Origin of the sequence: Pelagihabitans pacificus (assembly GCF_009371985.2) — a bacterium.
In the GTDB taxonomy this organism is placed as follows: domain Bacteria; phylum Bacteroidota; class Bacteroidia; order Flavobacteriales; family Flavobacteriaceae; genus Pelagihabitans; species Pelagihabitans pacificus.
Map to the genome: position 1 here is coordinate 1,433,567 of NZ_VIKU02000001.1, position 18,949 is coordinate 1,452,515.

Sequence of the window (18,949 nt, forward strand, 5' to 3'; positions counted from 1 at the left end):
AAAATATTTCATGAGGCACTCCATAAGAAATCACTATTTTTAGCGCAAAATCGGGAAAATGCTAGAACTGGCAGGAATCATCATTCTTGGAATTATCGCGCAATGGGTCGCTTGGCGTTTTAAATTGCCGGCCATATTGCCCTTGATCCTAATAGGACTCTTGGTGGGTCCTATTGCCACGCTCTATACGGAGGATGGGCGAAAACTAATCGAACCTATTTGGAACGGTCAAAACGGACTGTTCCCTGGGGAGGGACTCTACTATTTTGTTTCCTTGGCCATCAGTATCATTCTTTTTGAGGGAGGGCTCACCCTGAAGCGTTCGGAAATACGTAATGTAGGCCCCGTAATTACGAAACTAATTACTTTGGGAAGTCTTGTTACTTTCTTTGGCGCTGGTTTGGCAGCCCATTATATTTTCGGACTTAGTTGGCAAATTTCTTTTTTGTTCTCAGCCCTCATCATTGTTACCGGCCCCACCGTAATCACCCCAATCTTAAGAAACATACCCCTCAAAAAGGATGTTTCCGCAGTCTTGAAATGGGAAGGTATTCTCATCGATCCTATCGGTGCCCTGGCAGCCGTTCTGGTCTTCGAGTTTATTAGTGTAGGGGAAGGTCAGGGCTATACGATGACGGCCCTGGTCGAGTTCGGGAAGATTTTGCTGTTTGGGTTCACTTTTGGTTTCACCTTCGCACATGCGCTTGCGTTTGCCATCAAAAGGAACTTCATTCCCCACTATTTATTGAACGTGGTCTCTTTGTCAGTGGTACTTCTTGTTTTTGTGGAATCCGATCTTTTTGCCCATGAATCGGGCCTATTGGCCGTAGTGGTGATGGGGATGGTCATGGGTAACATGGATTTGCCCAACATCAAGGAACTACTATATTTTAAGGAGTCTTTGAGTGTTTTATTGATTTCGATTCTTTTTATACTGTTGGCCGCGAACATCAACATCAGTGATATGGAATTAATCTATAATTGGGAGACCTTGGCCTTGTTTGCCGTGATTGTTTTTCTCATACGGCCAATTGGGGTATTTCTATGCGCCGCGGGATCCAATCTCAAGTTCAATGAAAAGCTTTTTATTGGTTGGGTAGGGCCTAGGGGAATCGTGGCAGCCGGTATCGCATCCCTTTTCGGGTCTAAGTTGCTCGCCAAAGGCGAATCCGGGGCGGAATACATCACGCCACTGGTTTTTATGATCGTTCTTGGTACCGTATTGTTGAACGCCACGACGGCCCGTTTATTTGCGAAGGCTGTAGGGGTGTTTTTAAGAAAATCGGAAGGTATTCTAATTATCGGGGCCTCCAAAGTTTCGAGGTTGATAGCCGAATACCTCCATAAAAATAGTCGGCATGTAGTCTTGATCGATAATAACCGAACGAACGTCGATAAAGCCAAGAACCTAGGTCTCGAAGCTTTGAACGTCAATATCTATTCGGACAATCTTTCCGATAACATCGAGCTGAACGATGTGGGCTATTTAATGGCCCTTACCGGAAACTCGGACATCAACCAATTCGCCATCAATCGATTTAGAAATCAATTTGGGGAGAACGGATCGTTTCGATTGGTCAATTCCGATGAGATGGGCGATCCGGAAAACAATCCAAAAGAAGGACTCTTTTCCCATACCGATGACTTCATCAAATTAACCGAGGCCGCCAGAAAATATCCTTCGATTCACGAAATAGAATTGAAAGATCAAGAACAATACGAAGGCTTAATAGAGATTACCAAAGCCGACGAGGATATCATACCTATTTTCCTAAAGAAACCGGACGGAGACCTCGAAATTATCACTTCGTTCAGTAAGGACTTCAGCGATGTTACCGAAGGCTATAAATTGGTATATCTCGGAAAAATGTTCGACGTCGACAAAACTCCCTCTGAGGTTACCGTAGATTGATGTTCATTCTGGTAACAGCACGAATGAATCCCCACAATCCTTTCTTGGTTTGTTATCGAAACCTTCGGGCCTAGTTCATTATTAAAAGTACCCAAGGGTTTTTGTCCGGTGCGGTAAAAGTATTCCCGTTCACCTTTCCTATTTGTTTCGGATTCCCTGTTTTGGGATCAATCCAGTGGTAGTTGAGTGTTGTTGGTATGTTCAAAATGGTAATTTCTCCCCCCGTTTCGAGAAAAGAAAGGTATAATTCACCTTCCTTGGCCAGTAATGGTTGCCCGTTCGCCAAATCCCATCGTTTTTGAATATCGGTCATGTTCACATCCTTTAGGATTTGGCCCACAAGACCCACGTAGGTAGCGCCTTCCAATTGCATGGCGCCTTCCCAAGAAAGGGGCTGGTCGGTCCATGCCTGCCACCCTTCCTCATTTGGGCTTATTTTCCACTGCCAAAGGGAGGCCGCCCCGTAGACCACGCCCATGGTGCCCCCATGCATCAACTGCGACCAAGCCTCCTCTCCCTGCCACCATCCGAGCCCATTTTGACCGGCATTCATTCCTTCATAGGTAGGTTCCCCATTAGCCACCGCTTTTGTGGGAAGGTAGTCGTACATGCGCGCTACCTTGTGATACTGATGCTCGCCCCCGTGACCGGTCTGTGCCCACTGGAAATCGAGCCAATCCTCGTCTTGGTGGGTCTTATTATAATGCATGCAATGCTTGGTAGGATCATTTTTGGCCCACTCGGCTACATAGTCGTCGCAGGGACTGTAATGAAGCCCGACCGGTTGCCCATAACAATCCCATTGTTGTAGCATTTCCCCGCTTTCCTTTATTCCCGGATCGTTACCATCGTGGTCTCCCGATATGAGCCAAAAAGCAGGCCGACTTCCGTAGCGGGCTAGGAGATATTTGGTATACCTCACGTATTCTTCCGCCTCTACTTTCGTACCCAATACTTGTAATCCCTTCCATCCAAAACCGTGAAAGACGGGCTGAAAAACAGGAACGATCTCGTGGTCAAGCAGGATGTCCACCAAGGAATCGTAGTATTGGAAATAGTCGATATTCATCTCGTTGATATGTCCGTCCGATAAATCATTAAAAGCCCGTTTAAACCCTTGTTCGATATTGCGTCCGTCAGGGCCTTCGGCATTCATATCCGGCTGCAAGGTCATCATTAAGGCTGCATTAAAACCCTTACGATGTCGGTCTTTCGCGTACACCTCTACCTGTTCCTTCGTAGCTCGGAAAGGAATGGCCCAAGGAGTGTCTGCAACTACTAAAAAAGACTTACCGGATTGATGCACTACGTTGCGAAAACCCGCGGACATCCTCAGCAATCCGTTTTTAATCAACTCATTATCGCCTTTATAGGGAAGCGACCGAAATACTCCCGATTGCCGATGGAGTCCTTTGTCAGACTCGTTGCTGGCTGTTGAAATCCATTGCCATTCGCCATCGGAATCCGGAGGGGAAAAACGGATTTTCCAAGTGTTACCACCGTCCCAAAAAGAGGGGCGAAGCAAGGTATCCCCTTTTTGGTTGGTAAACGTGGCCCATACGTCGACCTCGGTATACGGATTCCCGTAACTTTCCAAAGAGGTCAATATGATTTCATGGGTCGTCCATTGGGCGATTTGGACCGGTTCTTCTTGGCCCTGGAAAAATACGGGAACTAACAAGGTCCATGATAGAAATAAAAATTTCATGCTTTATTTTTTCTTTCGGGTCTTTTAAAAGTAGTGATTTTAAGTGGATAAGGAACCTGTCGGCCTTGGGATTCATCTACTAACTGCACAGGACTTCCGGACCAACCCGATCAACACTATACATAGCCCCCAGGGAGGAAGGGTAGTAAAAATCATCATGGGTCGATTTTCGAGGAAATCTTAGCCATTAGGCTAGCATCCCCCGATTGAAAACACAGTTTTCCTGATAGCTGGTTCCCCTCAAAATGCCTAAAACATTGTTGACCGTCAGCACGCACATCTGCCGATAGGTGGTGCTGGTTAGACTTCCCAAATGGGCCGTCACCAACGAGTTTGGATGCGCTACCAGAGGGTTGTTCTTTTCAGGTGGTTCCATAGCCAATACATCGGCGGCAAAACCGGCAATTTGCTTCTCTTCCAAGGCTTTTAGCAGTGCCGCCTGGTCAATGATCTTCCCGCGTGCGGTATTGATGAGCAAGGCGTTGGGTTTCATTTTTTGAAACGCGGTACCGTTGATAAGGTGTTCGGTCTCCGATGTCAGGGGCAAATGAAGGGTGATGCAATCCGATTGCCGAAGTACCTCGTCAAAAGAAAGAAAATCGTAGGGCACATTTTCTTTATGGGCACTCCAATAAATGACCTGCATCCCTAGGGCCTTGGCAATGTTAGCCACTTTTTTGCCAATATTACCCAAACCCAGAATCCCCAAGGTCTTCCCGTTGATTTCATCCCCTGCGTATACGCTACGCCATCCCCAATCCCCATTTTTAACCGCAGAAATGGCGTGATAAAGGTTACGTTGTAGCATTAACAATAGGGCAATGGTATGTTCCGCAATCGTAGCCGCATTGCTGTTCGGGGCATTGACTACCTTGATTTTACGTTTCGAGGCTTCTTCCACAGCGATATTATCAAGGCCTACGCCACAACGGGCGATGATTTGGAGACTAGGGCAAGCGTCCAGAACTTCTGGAGTCACTTGTCCCTTACCCCTCGTGATAATGACATCTATCGTTTGTTCCAAAAAGATCTCGTCTACCGATTTCTCACTATAGGCCTCAAAAACACGGATGTCCCGAGCCTCCTTGAGCAGTTCCATGGCTGATGGGTGAATGGTCTCTAAAAGCAATATGTTTTTCATAGACGTATTGAAATTTCATTTCTGTGAAGGCAAAAACTCTTTTTCCCTCATGGTGATTTGAGTTTTTTTGGGCTTAGATTTCGGGCAAGGGCGCCTCGACAAGCCTCATCTAAACCAAGCAAAATAGCGCGGCCTCACAGTCGTATTCCAAAATGGAAGAAGGATCTTATCCCGACCACTCTCGAACCTGCTACTCGTAACTCTTTAGGTATCTCCATGATAAAGGGTCGCATCCTTGGATTTGTAGCCCCTGAAATCATTTCGCCCGGAGACGTAGATGCCGTCTTGATAGAGCTCGTCTTCAAAAATGGCTTTATCAATAGGCGCGCCAGGTGCTGATGAAATTTCCACTAGATTTCCCGAAGGGTCCCTAACGAACATTTGTATGGCACCGTCGGGGAGTTGACGCACTTTGCCCCAGGGTGCGATATCAATGACCCCCAACTCTTTCATCCGGAAGAAAATGGTGTTGATATCATCGACCTGTACGCAGATATGTCCTCGAAACGAATAGACATCGTCCCATTCGGTCAAATGTAATTGTTGTTCCTCATTGAACTTAAAAAAGGCCGTTGGGTAGTCGAATAAGAAGGCGGGAATCGGTTCCAATCCCAGCTCGTGCTCGTAAAACTCGCAGGCTTCCTCCAGATTGCTGACCACCAAGGCCACATGATTGATTTTGACTGCCTTTGCCATGATCGTATTATTTACTGTTTAAACTCTCTTACAAAATCCCAGTTGGGAGTGACCCCTAATCCCGGTGCGGAGGGGACTTGGATCATTCCGTTTTTCGCGGTTATTTTTTCGTTGACCAAGTCGTACATCATCGGGTTGCCTCCCAATGAAAACTCGATGACATTGGCAGAGGGAGCGGCAAAAGCCACGGAGACCCCAGCCATAAACGAAAAGGCCGAACCCCAACAATGAGGTGCCAATTCCAATTGATAGGTATGGGCCAATTGGGCGGTGCGCATCGCTTCGGTAATGCCACCGACGATTGCACAATCGGGTTGTAACACGTCCAAGGCCCTTAGTTCGATCAAATCACGCATATCAAAGGCGGTGTATTCACTTTCTCCTGCCGCTATGGGAATATTGGTGGACTGTCTTACTTCCGCCGTTCCCCGTCGGTTGTCTGGATTAATTGGTTCTTCGAACCAATAGAGGTCGCAATCTTCGACCGCACTGCAAAACCGTTTGGCCTCCGGTACGCTAAAAGTACCATGGGCATCTGCCATAAGCTTTATATTCCCGGACAGCGCTTCCCTTGCGGCACGTACCCGTCGAACACTATCGTTCACCGTGGCATCCATGACACCCACTCGCATTTTGACGCCTTTGAATCCCATATTGGTATAACTCAATAGCTGTTGACCGATCTGGGCCTCATCGGCCCAACCCCCACTGGCATAGGCTTCCATTTCTTGCCGACAAGGACCTCCCAACAGTTCCACTACGGGAACGCCCAGGGATTTTCCCTTTAAATCCCACAAAGCCGTATCGACCCCGCTCAACGCTGAAATGGTCAATCCCCGTCGCCCCAAAATAGGAAATTTTCTTCCCCTGGTAAGTGCATAATGATCACGGGGACCGTTGTAGACATGTTCCCATATTTTCGTGATGTTCCGTGCATCCTTCCCTATCAGTTGGGGCTTTATATCGTTTTCTATACAATGAACGATAGAGGCACACGAGCCCGAGGAGCCTACCGCCGCCTTGGCCTCTCCGAAGCCCTGAAGACCATCTTTGGTGGTCACGACTACCAACGTCATATCAAAATGGGTCAATAGGCCATAATCCGACCGATGTTGTTTATCGGTCTCAATCGGACATCGCAGCCAATACGCCTCTATGTTCGCAATCTTCATCCGTTACAAAAATGGCGTTAGGGTTTCGACCGATTTTTGGGTCAACATCTCGTAAAACTCCCTCGTAACGGCGGCGCTACCGTGGTCTTCCAGGAATTTTCGCTGTTCTTCACTTAACCCTTGTGGGTTGGTGTCAATGGAATTTGGATAGGGGTTCGCAGGGGTTCTATCGATGGGGGCACAGAATTCGACCGACAGCACGGAATCGTAATCGATCTCCCTGAGGGTGTCCGTTATTTTTTTCCAGTTTAGCTTTCCCATTCCAGGGGCCATACGGTTGTTATCGGCCACATGAAAGTTCACCAATCGGCCTTTGGCCCGTCGAATGGCGGCGCAGAGATCATCTTCTTCCAAGTTCATATGGAAAGTGTCGAGACAAACCCCACAATTCGGGCCGACCGCTTCTGCCAACGCCAAGGCCTGATCAGCTCGATTGATAAAATAGGTCTCAAATCTATTAATGGGTTCTATGCCAATTAAGAGACCTTCGGCCTCGGTATACGCATAGACCTTCCGAATACCCTCTATGGCCCATTGCCATTCCTCTTCGGGCCGGCCATCGGGTACTGTTTTTCCGACCGTAGCGGGAACCAACGAAATTACCGATCCTCCCAATTCTTTCACCATTTTTGCCAGGTCCAAGACGTATTGGACCGACTTTTCCCGTTGCGTTTTGTCCCTGGCAAGCATATTGCGATCCTCGAGCATTAAGGTTACCGTTCCCCAACAGGAGACACCATAACTGTCCAAGAGTCGTTTTACTTCTTCTGTATCATACATTTCAGGCGCACCTTGAATTTCCAATTTGGTGTAGCCCAGGTTGGAAATTCGGCGCACGGTTTCTTCCAGAGGTTCGGCCCGCATCCAATTGTGTATCGCTAATTCCATAGGGTGGGTTGCTTGATAGGATTTCTGAAAGTTACTTTAAATTTTTTAACTTCTTACTTCCTGAAACAAGCAAAATGGACTTTTATTCCTTCAAAATGAAGCAATTTTTGGCGACAATGGAACTAAAAAGCAACCCTATCCTGAAAACGGTTCCGTTTTCCATACGGTAATAGCGATATCTTCTTTCGCAATAGGGTAGTTGTCACCGGCAACCATTTGGAAAAAATGCGAAGCCGATTCCCTTAGAATCTTGTCTTCCAAAAGTGAGGGGTCGATGTCGCCACTTTCCTGTTTCCATATGAAAATAGAATTCTGCTCTACTTGAACAACACGATGTTTCGCGGTAAATTGGGCAATATAAAAGGTCATTGGTTTGGGAGACTATTAATCGCAAATATAACTTTACGTACACAAAGATATTGTCTTGTCCGGTGTTAAATGTAGGAAAATAAAAAAGGTTCTTGTTTGGGGAGTATTCGTTTGGGGACGGACTTTTAGTCGTTTAGCTTCAATACCGCCATGAATGCCTGCTGTGGAATTTCCACATTCCCTACTTGTCGCATGCGCTTTTTGCCCTTCTTCTGCTTTTCAAGCAGCTTTCGTTTACGGGAGATGTCCCCTCCATAACACTTGGCGGTCACATCTTTACGCAATGCTTTGATGGTCTCCCTTGAAATGATTTTGGAACCGATCGCCGCCTGTATCGGAATATCGAACTGTTGACGGGGAATCAATTCCTTTAGTTTCTCGCACATTTTTTTCCCAATGGTTACCGCGTTGTCAAAATGAATCAAGGCAGAGAGTGCATCCACAGGCTGGCTGTTCAACAAGATATCGACACGTACCAATTTTGAAACGCGCATCCCGATCGGTGCATAGTCGAACGAGGCGTAGCCCTTGGATACCGTTTTTAGGCGGTCGTAAAAATCGAACACGATTTCGGCAAGGGGCATATCAAAAGTCAACTCTACCCGATCCGTAGTGAGATAGGTCTGGTTGGTTATCAAACCACGCTTATCGATACACAGCGACATTACGTTGCCCACAAAATCCGATTTGGTGATGATGGTCGCTTTGATATAGGGTTCCTCGACCCGGTCGATGGTCGAAGGATCTGGAAGATCTGTGGGGTTATTGACGACGATGGCCGTTTCAGGGTCTTTTCGGGTATATGCGTGGTAGCTAACGTTGGGGACCGTGGTTATGACCGTCATATCGAACTCCCGTTCCAACCGTTCCTGAATGATTTCCATGTGGAGCATCCCCAAGAATCCACAACGAAAACCAAAACCTAAGGCAGCACTGCTTTCAGGTGTAAATACCAATGAGGCATCGTTCAATTGTAATTTTTCCATGGAAGAACGCAGTTCCTCGAAATCCTCCGTATCCACGGGATAGATTCCCGCGAAGACCATGGGTTTAACATCCTCAAAACCTTCAATCGCATTCCGGGTAGGGTTTGCAGCATCGGTAATCGTATCCCCTACCTTTACCTCACGCGCATCCTTGATGCCCGTAATCAGATATCCTACATCCCCTGCCTTGATACTCTGTTTGGGATGCTGCTTTAGTTTCAAGGTTCCCACCTCATCGGCAAAATAGCTTTTGTCCGTTGCGACAAATTTTATCTTTTGTCCTTTTTTAATTTCCCCATTGATGACTCGGAAATAGGTCTCTACCCCTCGGAACGGATTGTAGACCGAATCGAACACCAAGGCCTGTAAAGGTTCGTTGACCGTTCCTTTAGGGGCCGGTATGCGTTCGATAATGGCAGTCAATATCTCCTCGATGCCGATGCCTGTTTTTGCGCTGGCCGGGATAACCTCCTCGGGCTTGCATCCCAATAGGTCGACGATATCGTCCGTGACCTCTTCCGGGTTGGCGCTGGGCAAATCGACCTTATTGAGTACGGGGATGATTTCCAAGTCGTTTTCCAGGGCCAGGTATAGGTTACTGATGGTTTGGGCCTGAATGCTTTGTGCGGCATCGACCACCAAGAGTGCCCCCTCGCAAGCAGCTATCGAACGGGAAACCTCATAGGAAAAATCCACATGACCAGGGGTATCGATCAAGTTAAGTACATACTCCACTCCTTGGTAGGTGTAATCCATTTGAATCGCGTGGCTTTTGATGGTGATGCCACGTTCCCGCTCCAAATCCATATTATCGAGCAATTGTTCTTTCTTTTCACGATCGGTCACCGATCCCGTAAAGTCTAACAAACGATCTGCCAAGGTACTTTTACCATGGTCGATATGGGCTATAATACAAAAGTTGCGAATGTGCTTCATACTTCTTTTTTCTTCAACCGAGGAGGTTTCAGGAGCGATGGCAAAGATAACGCAAAATCTAAAGGGTATTGCTAGGTCCCTACAATAATGTCAAATTATACACATAATCGAAAAATATAGGTACGCCCACAGTTTTTGTAGGTAATTACGGATTTATTGTGTTAGCTTTGGCACTTTAGTAGCGTATTCTGTGAGGAATTTTTTTTTGTTAGTGTCGTTTTTGATGTTGCTTGGGCCTACTGTGCTCTCACAGGTATATCAAGTAACGGGGAAAGTAAACAGCACAAAGGGCGAGCCTATTGCCTTCGCGAACGTTTTTCTCTTGGATAGCACCTATACCACGCTGGTTAAAGGAACCTCCACGGATGAAAAAGGGTTATTTCATATTACTGACATCGCTGGTGGTCGTTACTATATCAAAGCCAGCTATATCGAGAACGAATCGGAACCGGAACTGATTGAGCTGTTCAAGGATATAAACAATTTCCAGATTCGGCTGAGAGAGGAACAAACCCTTGATGAAGTTGTGGTGGTTTCCCAGCCCCGTTTTGAGCAAAAAATAGACCGCCTCGTCTTTACGATAGCCAATAGTTCCTTGGCGGATGCCGATATCTGGGAGGTTTTGAAACGAACGCCCTCGGTTGTAATCCTACAGAACGAATTAACCGTCAAGGGCAGTAACAACGTTGGGGTGATGATCAATGACAGAGTCGTGAATTTGCCGCGACAAGACATTGTCAATCTCTTATCGGGTACTTCGGCGAATAATGTGGAAGCCATCGAGGTCATTACGAATCCACCCGCCCGATATAGTGCCGAAGGTGGCGTATTGATCAACATCAAGATGAGTAAGAATCTCGTCTCGGGGTACAACGGGGCACTTTTTAATCGGTACACCCAGGGCGTTTTTCCGAAGCACACACTCGGTACCGATCATTATTTTAAAGGCAAGAAAACAGATTTCTCATTCAACTATAGTTTTGGGGATAGTAAAAACTTGACCCGCATTACCGATGTCGCCAATTTCCTCCCCGAGGATGCTGCCGTAACTATCTGGACCGCGGAACAGGAACAGACATGGCAACAACAAAATCACTCGCTAAGTGCTTTCTTTGACTGGGAAATCGATACGAAAAATACCCTCGGAATCTCCACGATTAACTCCTATATTCCCAAGGTGCGGCGTTCGGACAAATCCGAAACCTTGATCGACGACTCCAATGGAAACCTATTGAGCAGTTTTATCACCGTGAATGAATCGGAACGGGAAAGGCTCAATACTTCTTTGTACGTGGATTGGGTACATCGATTTAAAAAAGACGGTGCCGAGCTATCGGTCAATTCCCATTATACGTATTACGACTCAAACCAAAATCAGGATTTACAGACCGATTTTTTGGATGTGAACAGTATCCTGACAGGCGAAAACGATTTTATCACCACCTCCCAGCAGCGTATCGTACTCTTAAGTTTACAGACCGATTTCAGTACACCATGGGGTACGTCGGTTGAGTTGCAGACAGGAGCAAGATACGCGGGAATTATTTCCAAAAGCACGATTAGTCAAGAGGGGTTTGACCGTGACCAACCGGGCATCAACCCTACCGAAGCCGGCAACTTTGATTATGATGAATCGATCTATGCGGGTTATGCCAGTTTTGACGGCAATTGGGACCGGTGGAAGCTAAAGGCTGGACTTCGGGCCGAATACACCGAGACCTTAGGTGATTTGGACATCGATCCGGAAACAAATGAGAACAACTATTTGGAACTATTCCCTTCGCTCTCATTGAACTATTCCCCCAGCAAAAAAAACGCCTATAACCTGTATTACTATCGACGAATCAACCGTCCACGATATAATAGCATCAATCCGTTTCAATATTTTCAGAGCAATAATTCCGTGGTCGAGGGAAATCCGGACCTATTGCCCGCCATCCGTAATTATATCGCAATGGGATATACTTTTGACCGAAGTTATACCCTTGAGGTTTTTTATAGAAATCAGAAGAATCAATACCGTAGACAGGTTTTTCAAGATAACGAGGCCAACCTCTTGCGCTTTATTAGCACCAACTTGGTTAGGGATATCTCCTACGGAGCCGATTTAAACATCAACAAGAACATCACCAACCGTTGGAATTGTTACTTTATGCTATCTGCCTATTACCTTGAAAATCGGTTTATCGATTTGGACTCCGCGCTACCGCTTGACAATGCATTATGGACGTGGTATGTAAGAACCAGTCAGGGGCTGACTTTCTTGAAGGACCGCAGCCTAACGGCCGACCTTGATTTCATTTATTACGCTCCGTTGGTAAGAGGCAACTCCCGTCAGGATTCCTATAACAGATTAAGCATTAATCTTCGAAAAACCATTTGGAACAAAAGGGCGAGTATCTCGATGGGCGTAGACGATATTTTCAATCAGGGCAACCTTTTCAATACCCGTGTTTTCCTGAACCAAAACAACAGTTCTTCATTTCGGCCCGAGAACCGATTGTTTACTTTTGGATTCCGATATCGATTCGGTAATGTCGGCATTAGAGGAAACCGAAAATCAAAACGAGTCGATGAACGCAGACGAATCTAGTCTAAAACCCTCCCATAAGCCCGCCGCATATACCCAGACTTATCAAAAGGTACACCCCTGCAAGGATAAATAGCACCTTGGCCGCCTTTTTATTGGACTTTCGCACGATAAGACCTATCATAAAAAGTACCAAGGCCGGACCCATCATAATGAGCAATATCAAAACTACCAGTCCGCTCAAGTCACCTATTTCAAGGGGAATCCTTAAAAACAATGGAAATCCTGGTTGCATGCCATCCATTTATTTAGTGTCCAATGAAAAATTTGCCAGCATGATGCCGCAAATACCCAAACTTATTAATAAATACACGCCTGTTAGTATAAAAAATATCTTGGCCATTTTTTTATTCTTTTGAATCAATCCGATAATCGCTATCACTAGAAAAACAATGGCCGGGCCGAACATCAATAACAAAATACCAATCATATCATCTCTTCCTGTAACTGTTTTAAATATCTTACTTTTTCATCCCTATAAAACAGGTTCATGGTTTCAAACGGGATGATTTGATAATCTTTATTGACGATATGTACGCAGGATTTCTTGATGGCCCGCACGTCAAAATTATAGGCATCGATGAATTGCATGATGATAATCCGAAACAGATTATCGTAACCCAATTCCGGAGCATCGATTTCGGGCAAGCAACACATAATACTTTTTAGGTTTTCCGAGGCCTTTTCGACCGAGTTGCCCGTACTAAAAAGTTCGATCATCTTGCCGTGCAGTTCCTCATCCTGTTCGTAAATGATGGTATTCTTGCCTTCGTTCAACAAATCATCGGGATTGATATAACGCGTTAACGGACTCACCTCATCGCCCAATTTTAACGCATAGGCCATTACCAGGGCATCGGGGTTGCACGGCACGGGGATCAAATCGTCCGCTTGAAAAAGAGGGGATTGCTCCAGAATTTTTCGTCGTACCTCGGTAAGGGTTATTCGGTTTTCATCTACCTCAAAATTCTCCAAACGACCGGCAATTTGAGTGGGCTGAAAGGTGACTCCCCGCACGCAGGGCTGTTTCAATGCGAAGTCGATGGTCTGTCCCATTTCATGATCGTTCAATCCTTTTTGCAAGGTTACTACCAAGGTGGTCGACAGATTAAGACGATTCAGATGGTTCAAGGCTTGCAAACGAATATCGGCCAAATCGGCGCCACGCAGGGTTTGCAATACCCCATTGTCCAGTGAATCGAACTGAAGGTAGATTTCAAAATCAGGGGCATAGGTAGCCAATCGCTCGGTGAAGGCAAAATCCTTCGCGATTTGGATGCCGTTCGTATTTACCATGAGATGGCGAATCGGCAATGACTTGGCATAATCCAGTATTTCAAAAAACTGTGGATGTATCGTTGGTTCGCCCCCACTGATCTGCACCACATCCGGCTCTCCTTCATTCTTGACAATCGCATCCAACATTTTCTTGATTTCCTCTAGCTTCCGGTGTCTACCGTAGGTGGGCGAGGAACCCGCGTAGCAGGTCGGGCATGTGAGGTTACAACGGTCGGTCACCTCAACGACCGTTAAGCAGGAATGTTGCTCATGGTCGGGGCAGAGTCCGCAGTCGTACGGGCAGCCATAATGGGTCTTGGTATTGAATTTCTTGGGGTATTCCGAGGCCTTGTTATAGTTGCGAATGTTTTTGTAGTAGTCGATGTCATCTGCGATAAGCACCTTACTTCGGCCGTGTTCCTTACAGGTTTTTAACATATACACCTTATCGTTCTCAAAGACAATTTTGGCATCGACCCGCTTTAGACATTCGGGGCAAAGACTCAGCGTGAAATCATAATAGGTGTAGTTTCTGGTAGGCATGGGCAATCCCTTTCTGGATGGTTTTATAGTAGTATGCAAGACAAATTAGGCATAAATATTGGATGCTGCTCAAGCCCATGAAGAAAAACGTATTGGGTTTTAGGAATTCGATTCCGAAACGAAACGTAAAATAAGCAATCATAAAAAGCTTGAAACACGTTCCGCTCTCAAAACAATTCCGTTGTTTTTGTAGTTGTCTTATCAAGACAACTACAAAAACAAGAAATACAATCTCATAGAGCGCGATGGGGTGTCTTGGAAGTCCGTCACCCAAATCCATTCCAAAGAAAGAGGTGGTTTCCCTGCCGTAGGTGAATTCTTTGACCCCTGCCAAAAAGCATCCAACGCGTCCGATAATAATCCCTAGAATAATCGGAAGAGTAAACAAATCGCCGGAGGACTGTTTTTCCCCGATTTTTCTTTTAGCCAACTCTACCCCTAGGAGTCCTCCAAAGAGCCCGCCCATAATGGTCTTATTGTTGAGCAGGGCAATCCATCCCTGTTCCCAATGAAGCGGTGGATTTTCCAAAAAAGCGACCAGGCGGGAAAAGAACAGCGCCCCGAAAATGGCACCGATTATAATAGAAAGGCGGTTGTTCGAAGAGATGGGATCATTACTTCTTTTTCGGAGCACCACGTAGTACCGAAAGGCCACAAAAAAAGCCAAATACTCCAGCACCAAATGCATATTGATCTTTGTGCCGAACAGCATAGGTTCGAAGGGAAGTGTTATTCCTGCCACTCCGCAATAAACAAATTAGTGTCGCGCGTGCCACCATTATTTCGGTTGCTGGAGAATGCCAAATACCTCCCGTCATTGGAAAATACCGGAAAGGCATCAAAGGTCTTCCCATGGGTGACACGTTCCAGGTTTTTGCCATCGATATCGATAAAATAGAGGTTGAACGGAAAGCCTTTTTCGGCCTCAAAGTTGCTCGAGAATAGAATCTTTTTGCCTGAAGGGTGAAAAAACGGACTCCAATTGGCATTTCCCAAAAAGGTCAATTGTTTCAGGTCGCTGCCATCGGCATTACAGATAAACAATTCCATTTCGGTAGGCTCTACGAGCCCTTCGGCCAATAGATCTTTGTATTTTTTGATTTCCTCCGGGGTTTTGGGCCGGGAAGCCCTAAAAATCAACTTGCTGCCATCGGGAGAGAAAAAAGCGCCCCCGTCATATCCAAGTTCATTGGTGATTTGTCGCACATCGCTACCGTCCAAATTCATGGTGTAGAGTTCCAAATCGCCACTTCGGGTCGATGTGAATACGATCTTATCCCCTTTGGGCGAAACCGTCGCTTCAGCGTCATAGCCCGGTTCATCGGTCAGTTGGGCCGTGATATTTCCTTCCAAATCGGCTACGAAAATATCAAAGGAGTCGTATACGGGCCAGACGTAATTTCCGTTTTTACGCAGGGGTACCTCGGGACATTCCTTGTTTGCCAAATGGGTAGAGCCGTATACAAAATGTTGGTTGTCGGGCAGGAAATAGGCACAGGTGGTACGTCCCATTCCCGTACTGACCATGGGCGGCTTGGTTTCCTTGAAATTCTCTTCGATATTCATTAAGAACATCTGGTCACATTTCATGCCCCAGTCTTGATTGTTCGATTGAAAAATCATCTGTTTGTCGTCCCAGCTCCAATACGCCTCCGCATTATCTCCCCCAAAGGTGATCTGTCGAATGCTCTTGAAATATTTTTCCTCGGGATAAATGAGCGTATCACTTCCGGCCATGGGGGAGGTTCCTACCGGTGCCTCGGGAACGGTTTTCTTCTTCGGTTCACTTTTACAGCTTCCCAACAGCAGTAAAAGACAAGTAACGATAAAAAGTCTCATAATAGATCTTTGGATTGTTGCAGTTCTTCGACCCATTTGTTCCTTGGGCGATTGTAGTATCTTCGTAACCATAATTGCAAATATCATGAATCGAACGCTTTTATTCCTAGTTGTCATTTTATTTCTATCCTGTAAAACAGAAAAAAAGAAGTCCGTTTCCTTAAAGGATGATATCGTTTTCCTGGCCAGTGACAGTCTTAAGGGCCGTGAGACCGGTACCCCAGAGGAATTGATCGCTGCCAATTACATTCAAGAACGTATGGAAGACATAGGCCTGCAACCCCAAGGGAATGCCGGCACCTATTTTCAAACCTTTACTTTTAAACCCAAAACAGATCCCCATTCCGAAGTTCGGTATGGTACTGGCGATAGCACGATTACCGGAACCAATGTAATAGGGTATATCGACAACCAGGCGGATAAAACAGTCATTATCGGTGCCCACTATGATCATTTGGGAATGGGTGGCCAAGGTTCGTTGTATGCCGAAGGAAAGGCTATTCACAATGGAGCCGACGACAATGCCAGTGGTGTCGGGGTACTCTTAAAATTGGCGGAGCGGTTGAAAGATTCGGTAACGGGAAGCAACTATCTTTTTATCGCATTCTCGGGGGAAGAAATGGGCTTGTTGGGCAGCAACTATTTCACTAAAAATGCGACCATCGACCTGTCGAAGGCGAACTATATGATCAATATGGACATGGTGGGTAGGCTCCGGGAAAATAAATCCCTTTCGATTAGTGGAACGGGTACGGCCCCCATATGGGGACAGGTACTGAATTCAACCAACCCCGGGTTCAACTTGGTGCTGGGCGAATCAGGAGTAGGGCCGTCAGACCATACTTCTTTCTACTTACAGGATATTCCAGTGCTGCACTTTTTTACCGGTCAGCATGAAGATTACCATAAGCCTTCGGACGACTCGCCAAAATTGAATTACGAAGGGATGGAAATGATTACCGATTATATCGTAACCATTATCGAGGAACTGGACGATGATGCGAAACTATCCTTTCGGAAAACCAAGAACGAAAGCGAAAACGTGCCCAGATTCAAGGTAGCCCTGGGAGTGATGCCCGATTATCTGTTCGAAGGTAAGGGCATGCGCATCGATGGGGTCACCGAAGGAAGGCCGGCTTCAAAGGCCGGACTTCAAAAAGGGGATGTGGTCATACAACTGGGCGACAGTACCGTGGTCGATATGATGAGTTATATGCGGGCCTTATCCGTTTTTGAGGAAAGGAGTACCACCACAGTTATTGTAGATCGTAACGGAAAAAAGATAGAAGCGGAAGTACAGTTTTAATACCTCGGAACCCAGTACGATTTCCCTCGAACAAAACCATATGGGATTAAAACATACTAATCCGGGGATACCATCAATTAGGTTGCCCCGCTATTCGCTTCATTACGCCAAAATACTCTTGACCACCTTGCCGTGTACATCAGTCAATCGATAACGTCTTCCCTGGTGCTTAAAGGTGAATTTTTCATGGTCGATTCCCAGTTGATGAAGCATAGTGGCCTGGAAATCGTGCACATGCACCGGATTCTCAATAATATTATAGCCAAAATCATCCGTTTTTCCGTGTACCAGTCCACCTTGGATACCCGCACCGGCCATCCAGGTGCTATAACACCTTGGGTGATGGTCGCGCCCGTAATTTTCTTTGGTCAGTTTGCCTTGCGAGAAACTGGTACGGCCGAATTCACCGCCCCATATGACCAAGGTGTCCTCCAACAAACCGCGTTGCTTCAGGTCCTTTACCAAGGCCGCGGAGGCCCTATCGGTCGACTTGGCCAATTTCACGATGTCATGGGGCAGGTTGCCATGCTGGTCCCATCCCATGTGATAGAGTTGTACAAAATTGACGTCCCGCTCGGCCAATCTACGGGCCATTAAGCAGTTATAGGCAAAAGTCCCGGGAATACGGGCTTCTTTTCCATAGAGATCAAAAATATACTCCGGTTCATCGGAAAGATCGGCAATTTCCGGTACACTGGTCTGCATGCGATAGGCCATTTCATACTGACTGATCTTTGAATCAATCTCAGGGTCGCCCCATGCCTTTTTCTGCTCCGCCTCAAGGGCTGCCAGATAATCCAATTCCCTTCGCCGGCTTTTGCGATCGATACCTGGCGGGTTACTCAGGTACAGCACTGGGTCGGCACCGGACCGAAATTGGACTCCCTGATGGTGCGAGGGTAGAAACCCGCTATTCCACGCCTGCATATTCAGGCTTTGGGCATCGTCCTTCCCTTGGGAAAGTAATACGACAAAGGAGGGCAGGTTCTTGTTCGAACTGCCCAGACCGTAGCTCATCCAGGATCCGATACAGGGCCTGCCCGTTTGTTGAGATCCCGTCTGCATGAAAATGACCGCCGGCTCGTGATTGATGGCTTCGGTATGCATGGAATTGATCATGCAGATATCCTCGGCAATTTCCGAGGTATAAGGCATGAGCTCACTAAAATAACCGCCTGTCTCGGCGTGTTGTTTAAAATTAAATTTGGACCCTACCAGAGGAAAACTCGATTGTGCTGCCAACATTCCCGATACCCGTTGGCCGTTCCGTACCGAGTCCGGGATTTCCTCGCCCCACCGTTTGATGAGCTCGGGCTTGTAGTCGAACAATTCGAGTTGGCTGGGGCCCCCGCTTTGAAATAGGTAGATGACCCTTTTAGCCTTGGGCGTATGATGTAATCGCGACAAGACGCCCCCTCCAGATATGTTCGGAATGGCATTCTTTCGACTACCTGCATTCAGGAAATCGGGAAAGAGAAGACTTCCCAACGCCACACTCCCCAAACCACGGCTCGTGGTTTTAAGGAATTCCCTTCGACTTTGATAATACTGGGCTTTTTGTATTTCCTTGGAATACTGCATCCTC

At 46.5% G+C, this 18,949-nt stretch carries 15 protein-coding genes; 3 read left to right on the forward strand and 12 right to left on the reverse strand.

Features of this window, described 5'->3' with window-relative positions; translation table 11 throughout:
• Window positions 1–58: 58 nt before the first annotated feature.
• On the forward strand, window positions 59–1,912 hold the full coding sequence (locus FK220_RS06320) for a cation:proton antiporter (RefSeq protein ID WP_152573405.1): 1,854 nt from the start codon (window positions 59–61) through the stop codon (window positions 1,910–1,912).
• A gap of 70 nt (window positions 1,913–1,982) precedes the next feature.
• Here FK220_RS06320 and FK220_RS06325 read toward each other — a convergent pair whose 3' ends face one another.
• The 7 genes from FK220_RS06325 to lepA form a co-directional block, all read right to left on the reverse strand.
• The gene (locus tag FK220_RS06325) at window positions 1,983–3,620 is read right to left on the reverse strand and encodes an apiosidase-like domain-containing protein (RefSeq protein ID WP_152573406.1); all 1,638 of its coding nucleotides are present in this window, start codon (window positions 3,618–3,620) and stop codon (window positions 1,983–1,985) included.
• Window positions 3,621–3,807: 187 nt separating this feature from the next.
• Entirely contained in the window at window positions 3,808–4,761 is a 954-nt protein-coding gene (locus FK220_RS06330; protein WP_152573407.1) for a 2-hydroxyacid dehydrogenase, read from the reverse strand.
• A gap of 204 nt (window positions 4,762–4,965) precedes the next feature.
• A complete protein-coding gene (locus FK220_RS06335; RefSeq protein WP_152573408.1) occupies window positions 4,966–5,457 on the reverse strand; it encodes a VOC family protein in 492 nt (163 codons plus the stop codon).
• Between the two features lie 11 nt (window positions 5,458–5,468).
• Window positions 5,469–6,629, reverse strand: coding sequence for a mandelate racemase/muconate lactonizing enzyme family protein (locus tag FK220_RS06340; protein ID WP_152573409.1), 1,161 nt, complete (start codon window positions 6,627–6,629; stop codon window positions 5,469–5,471).
• Window positions 6,630–6,632: 3 nt separating this feature from the next.
• Complete coding sequence (locus FK220_RS06345; RefSeq protein WP_152573410.1) at window positions 6,633–7,517, reverse strand: sugar phosphate isomerase/epimerase family protein; 885 nt, start codon at window positions 7,515–7,517, stop codon at window positions 6,633–6,635.
• Between the two features lie 135 nt (window positions 7,518–7,652).
• The gene (locus FK220_RS06350) at window positions 7,653–7,886 is read right to left on the reverse strand and encodes a GTP-binding protein LepA (RefSeq protein WP_152573411.1); all 234 of its coding nucleotides are present in this window, start codon (window positions 7,884–7,886) and stop codon (window positions 7,653–7,655) included.
• A gap of 125 nt (window positions 7,887–8,011) precedes the next feature.
• Window positions 8,012–9,808 (reverse strand): translation elongation factor 4, encoded by a 1,797-nt coding sequence (gene lepA / locus FK220_RS06355; protein ID WP_152573412.1) that lies wholly within the window; start codon window positions 9,806–9,808, stop codon window positions 8,012–8,014.
• Window positions 9,809–9,998: 190 nt separating this feature from the next.
• Between lepA and FK220_RS06360 the strand changes: the two genes are divergently transcribed.
• The gene (locus FK220_RS06360; RefSeq protein WP_152573413.1) at window positions 9,999–12,401 is read left to right on the forward strand and encodes an outer membrane beta-barrel protein; all 2,403 of its coding nucleotides are present in this window, start codon (window positions 9,999–10,001) and stop codon (window positions 12,399–12,401) included.
• A gap of 1 nt (window position 12,402) precedes the next feature.
• Here FK220_RS06360 and FK220_RS06365 read toward each other — a convergent pair whose 3' ends face one another.
• The 4 genes from FK220_RS06365 to FK220_RS06380 all read right to left on the reverse strand — a co-directional run bounded on the left by FK220_RS06365 (window position 12,403) and on the right by FK220_RS06380 (window position 16,058).
• Complete coding sequence (locus tag FK220_RS06365) at window positions 12,403–12,633, reverse strand: hypothetical protein (RefSeq protein ID WP_152573414.1); 231 nt, start codon at window positions 12,631–12,633, stop codon at window positions 12,403–12,405.
• Window positions 12,634–12,824: 191 nt separating this feature from the next.
• The gene (locus FK220_RS06370; RefSeq protein ID WP_152573416.1) at window positions 12,825–14,219 is read right to left on the reverse strand and encodes a radical SAM protein; all 1,395 of its coding nucleotides are present in this window, start codon (window positions 14,217–14,219) and stop codon (window positions 12,825–12,827) included.
• Complete coding sequence (locus FK220_RS06375) at window positions 14,191–14,961, reverse strand: prolipoprotein diacylglyceryl transferase family protein (RefSeq protein ID WP_317168307.1); 771 nt, start codon at window positions 14,959–14,961, stop codon at window positions 14,191–14,193. The genes FK220_RS06370 and FK220_RS06375 overlap by 29 nt, the downstream gene beginning before the upstream one ends.
• Window positions 14,949–16,058 carry a TolB family protein gene (locus tag FK220_RS06380; protein WP_152573417.1) on the reverse strand — a complete coding sequence of 370 codons (1,110 nt, stop codon included), beginning with the start codon at window positions 16,056–16,058 and terminating at the stop codon, window positions 14,949–14,951. Before FK220_RS06380 ends, FK220_RS06375 begins: the two co-directional genes overlap by 13 nt.
• An 85-nt stretch (window positions 16,059–16,143) precedes the next feature.
• Between FK220_RS06380 and FK220_RS06385 the strand changes: the two genes are divergently transcribed.
• Window positions 16,144–17,364 (forward strand): M28 family peptidase, encoded by a 1,221-nt coding sequence (locus FK220_RS06385; protein ID WP_152573418.1) that lies wholly within the window; start codon window positions 16,144–16,146, stop codon window positions 17,362–17,364.
• A gap of 102 nt (window positions 17,365–17,466) precedes the next feature.
• Here FK220_RS06385 and FK220_RS06390 read toward each other — a convergent pair whose 3' ends face one another.
• Window positions 17,467–18,945, reverse strand: a complete 1,479-nt coding sequence (locus FK220_RS06390; protein WP_152573419.1) for a DUF1501 domain-containing protein — start codon at window positions 18,943–18,945, stop codon at window positions 17,467–17,469.
• Window positions 18,946–18,949: the final 4 nt, after the last annotated feature.

What these genes read in the sequence shown, in the direction of transcription:
- FK220_RS06345 (WP_152573410.1), bottom strand. Translation starts at nt 7,517, where the DNA reads ATGGAATTAGCGATACACAATTGGATGCGGGCCGAACCTCTGGAAGAA.
- FK220_RS06390 (WP_152573419.1), bottom strand. Translation starts at nt 18,945, where the DNA reads ATGCAGTATTCCAAGGAAATACAAAAAGCCCAGTATTATCAAAGTCGA.
- FK220_RS06320 (WP_152573405.1), top strand. Translation starts at nt 59, where the DNA reads ATGCTAGAACTGGCAGGAATCATCATTCTTGGAATTATCGCGCAATGG.
- FK220_RS06330 (WP_152573407.1), bottom strand. Translation starts at nt 4,761, where the DNA reads ATGAAAAACATATTGCTTTTAGAGACCATTCACCCATCAGCCATGGAA.
- FK220_RS06350 (WP_152573411.1), bottom strand. Translation starts at nt 7,886, where the DNA reads ATGACCTTTTATATTGCCCAATTTACCGCGAAACATCGTGTTGTTCAA.
- FK220_RS06370 (WP_152573416.1), bottom strand. Translation starts at nt 14,219, where the DNA reads ATGCCTACCAGAAACTACACCTATTATGATTTCACGCTGAGTCTTTGC.
- FK220_RS06380 (WP_152573417.1), bottom strand. Translation starts at nt 16,058, where the DNA reads ATGAGACTTTTTATCGTTACTTGTCTTTTACTGCTGTTGGGAAGCTGT.
- lepA (WP_152573412.1), bottom strand. Translation starts at nt 9,808, where the DNA reads ATGAAGCACATTCGCAACTTTTGTATTATAGCCCATATCGACCATGGT.
- FK220_RS06335 (WP_152573408.1), bottom strand. Translation starts at nt 5,457, where the DNA reads ATGGCAAAGGCAGTCAAAATCAATCATGTGGCCTTGGTGGTCAGCAAT.
- FK220_RS06385 (WP_152573418.1), top strand. Translation starts at nt 16,144, where the DNA reads ATGAATCGAACGCTTTTATTCCTAGTTGTCATTTTATTTCTATCCTGT.
- FK220_RS06325 (WP_152573406.1), bottom strand. Translation starts at nt 3,620, where the DNA reads ATGAAATTTTTATTTCTATCATGGACCTTGTTAGTTCCCGTATTTTTC.
- FK220_RS06340 (WP_152573409.1), bottom strand. Translation starts at nt 6,629, where the DNA reads ATGAAGATTGCGAACATAGAGGCGTATTGGCTGCGATGTCCGATTGAG.
- FK220_RS06365 (WP_152573414.1), bottom strand. Translation starts at nt 12,633, where the DNA reads ATGCAACCAGGATTTCCATTGTTTTTAAGGATTCCCCTTGAAATAGGT.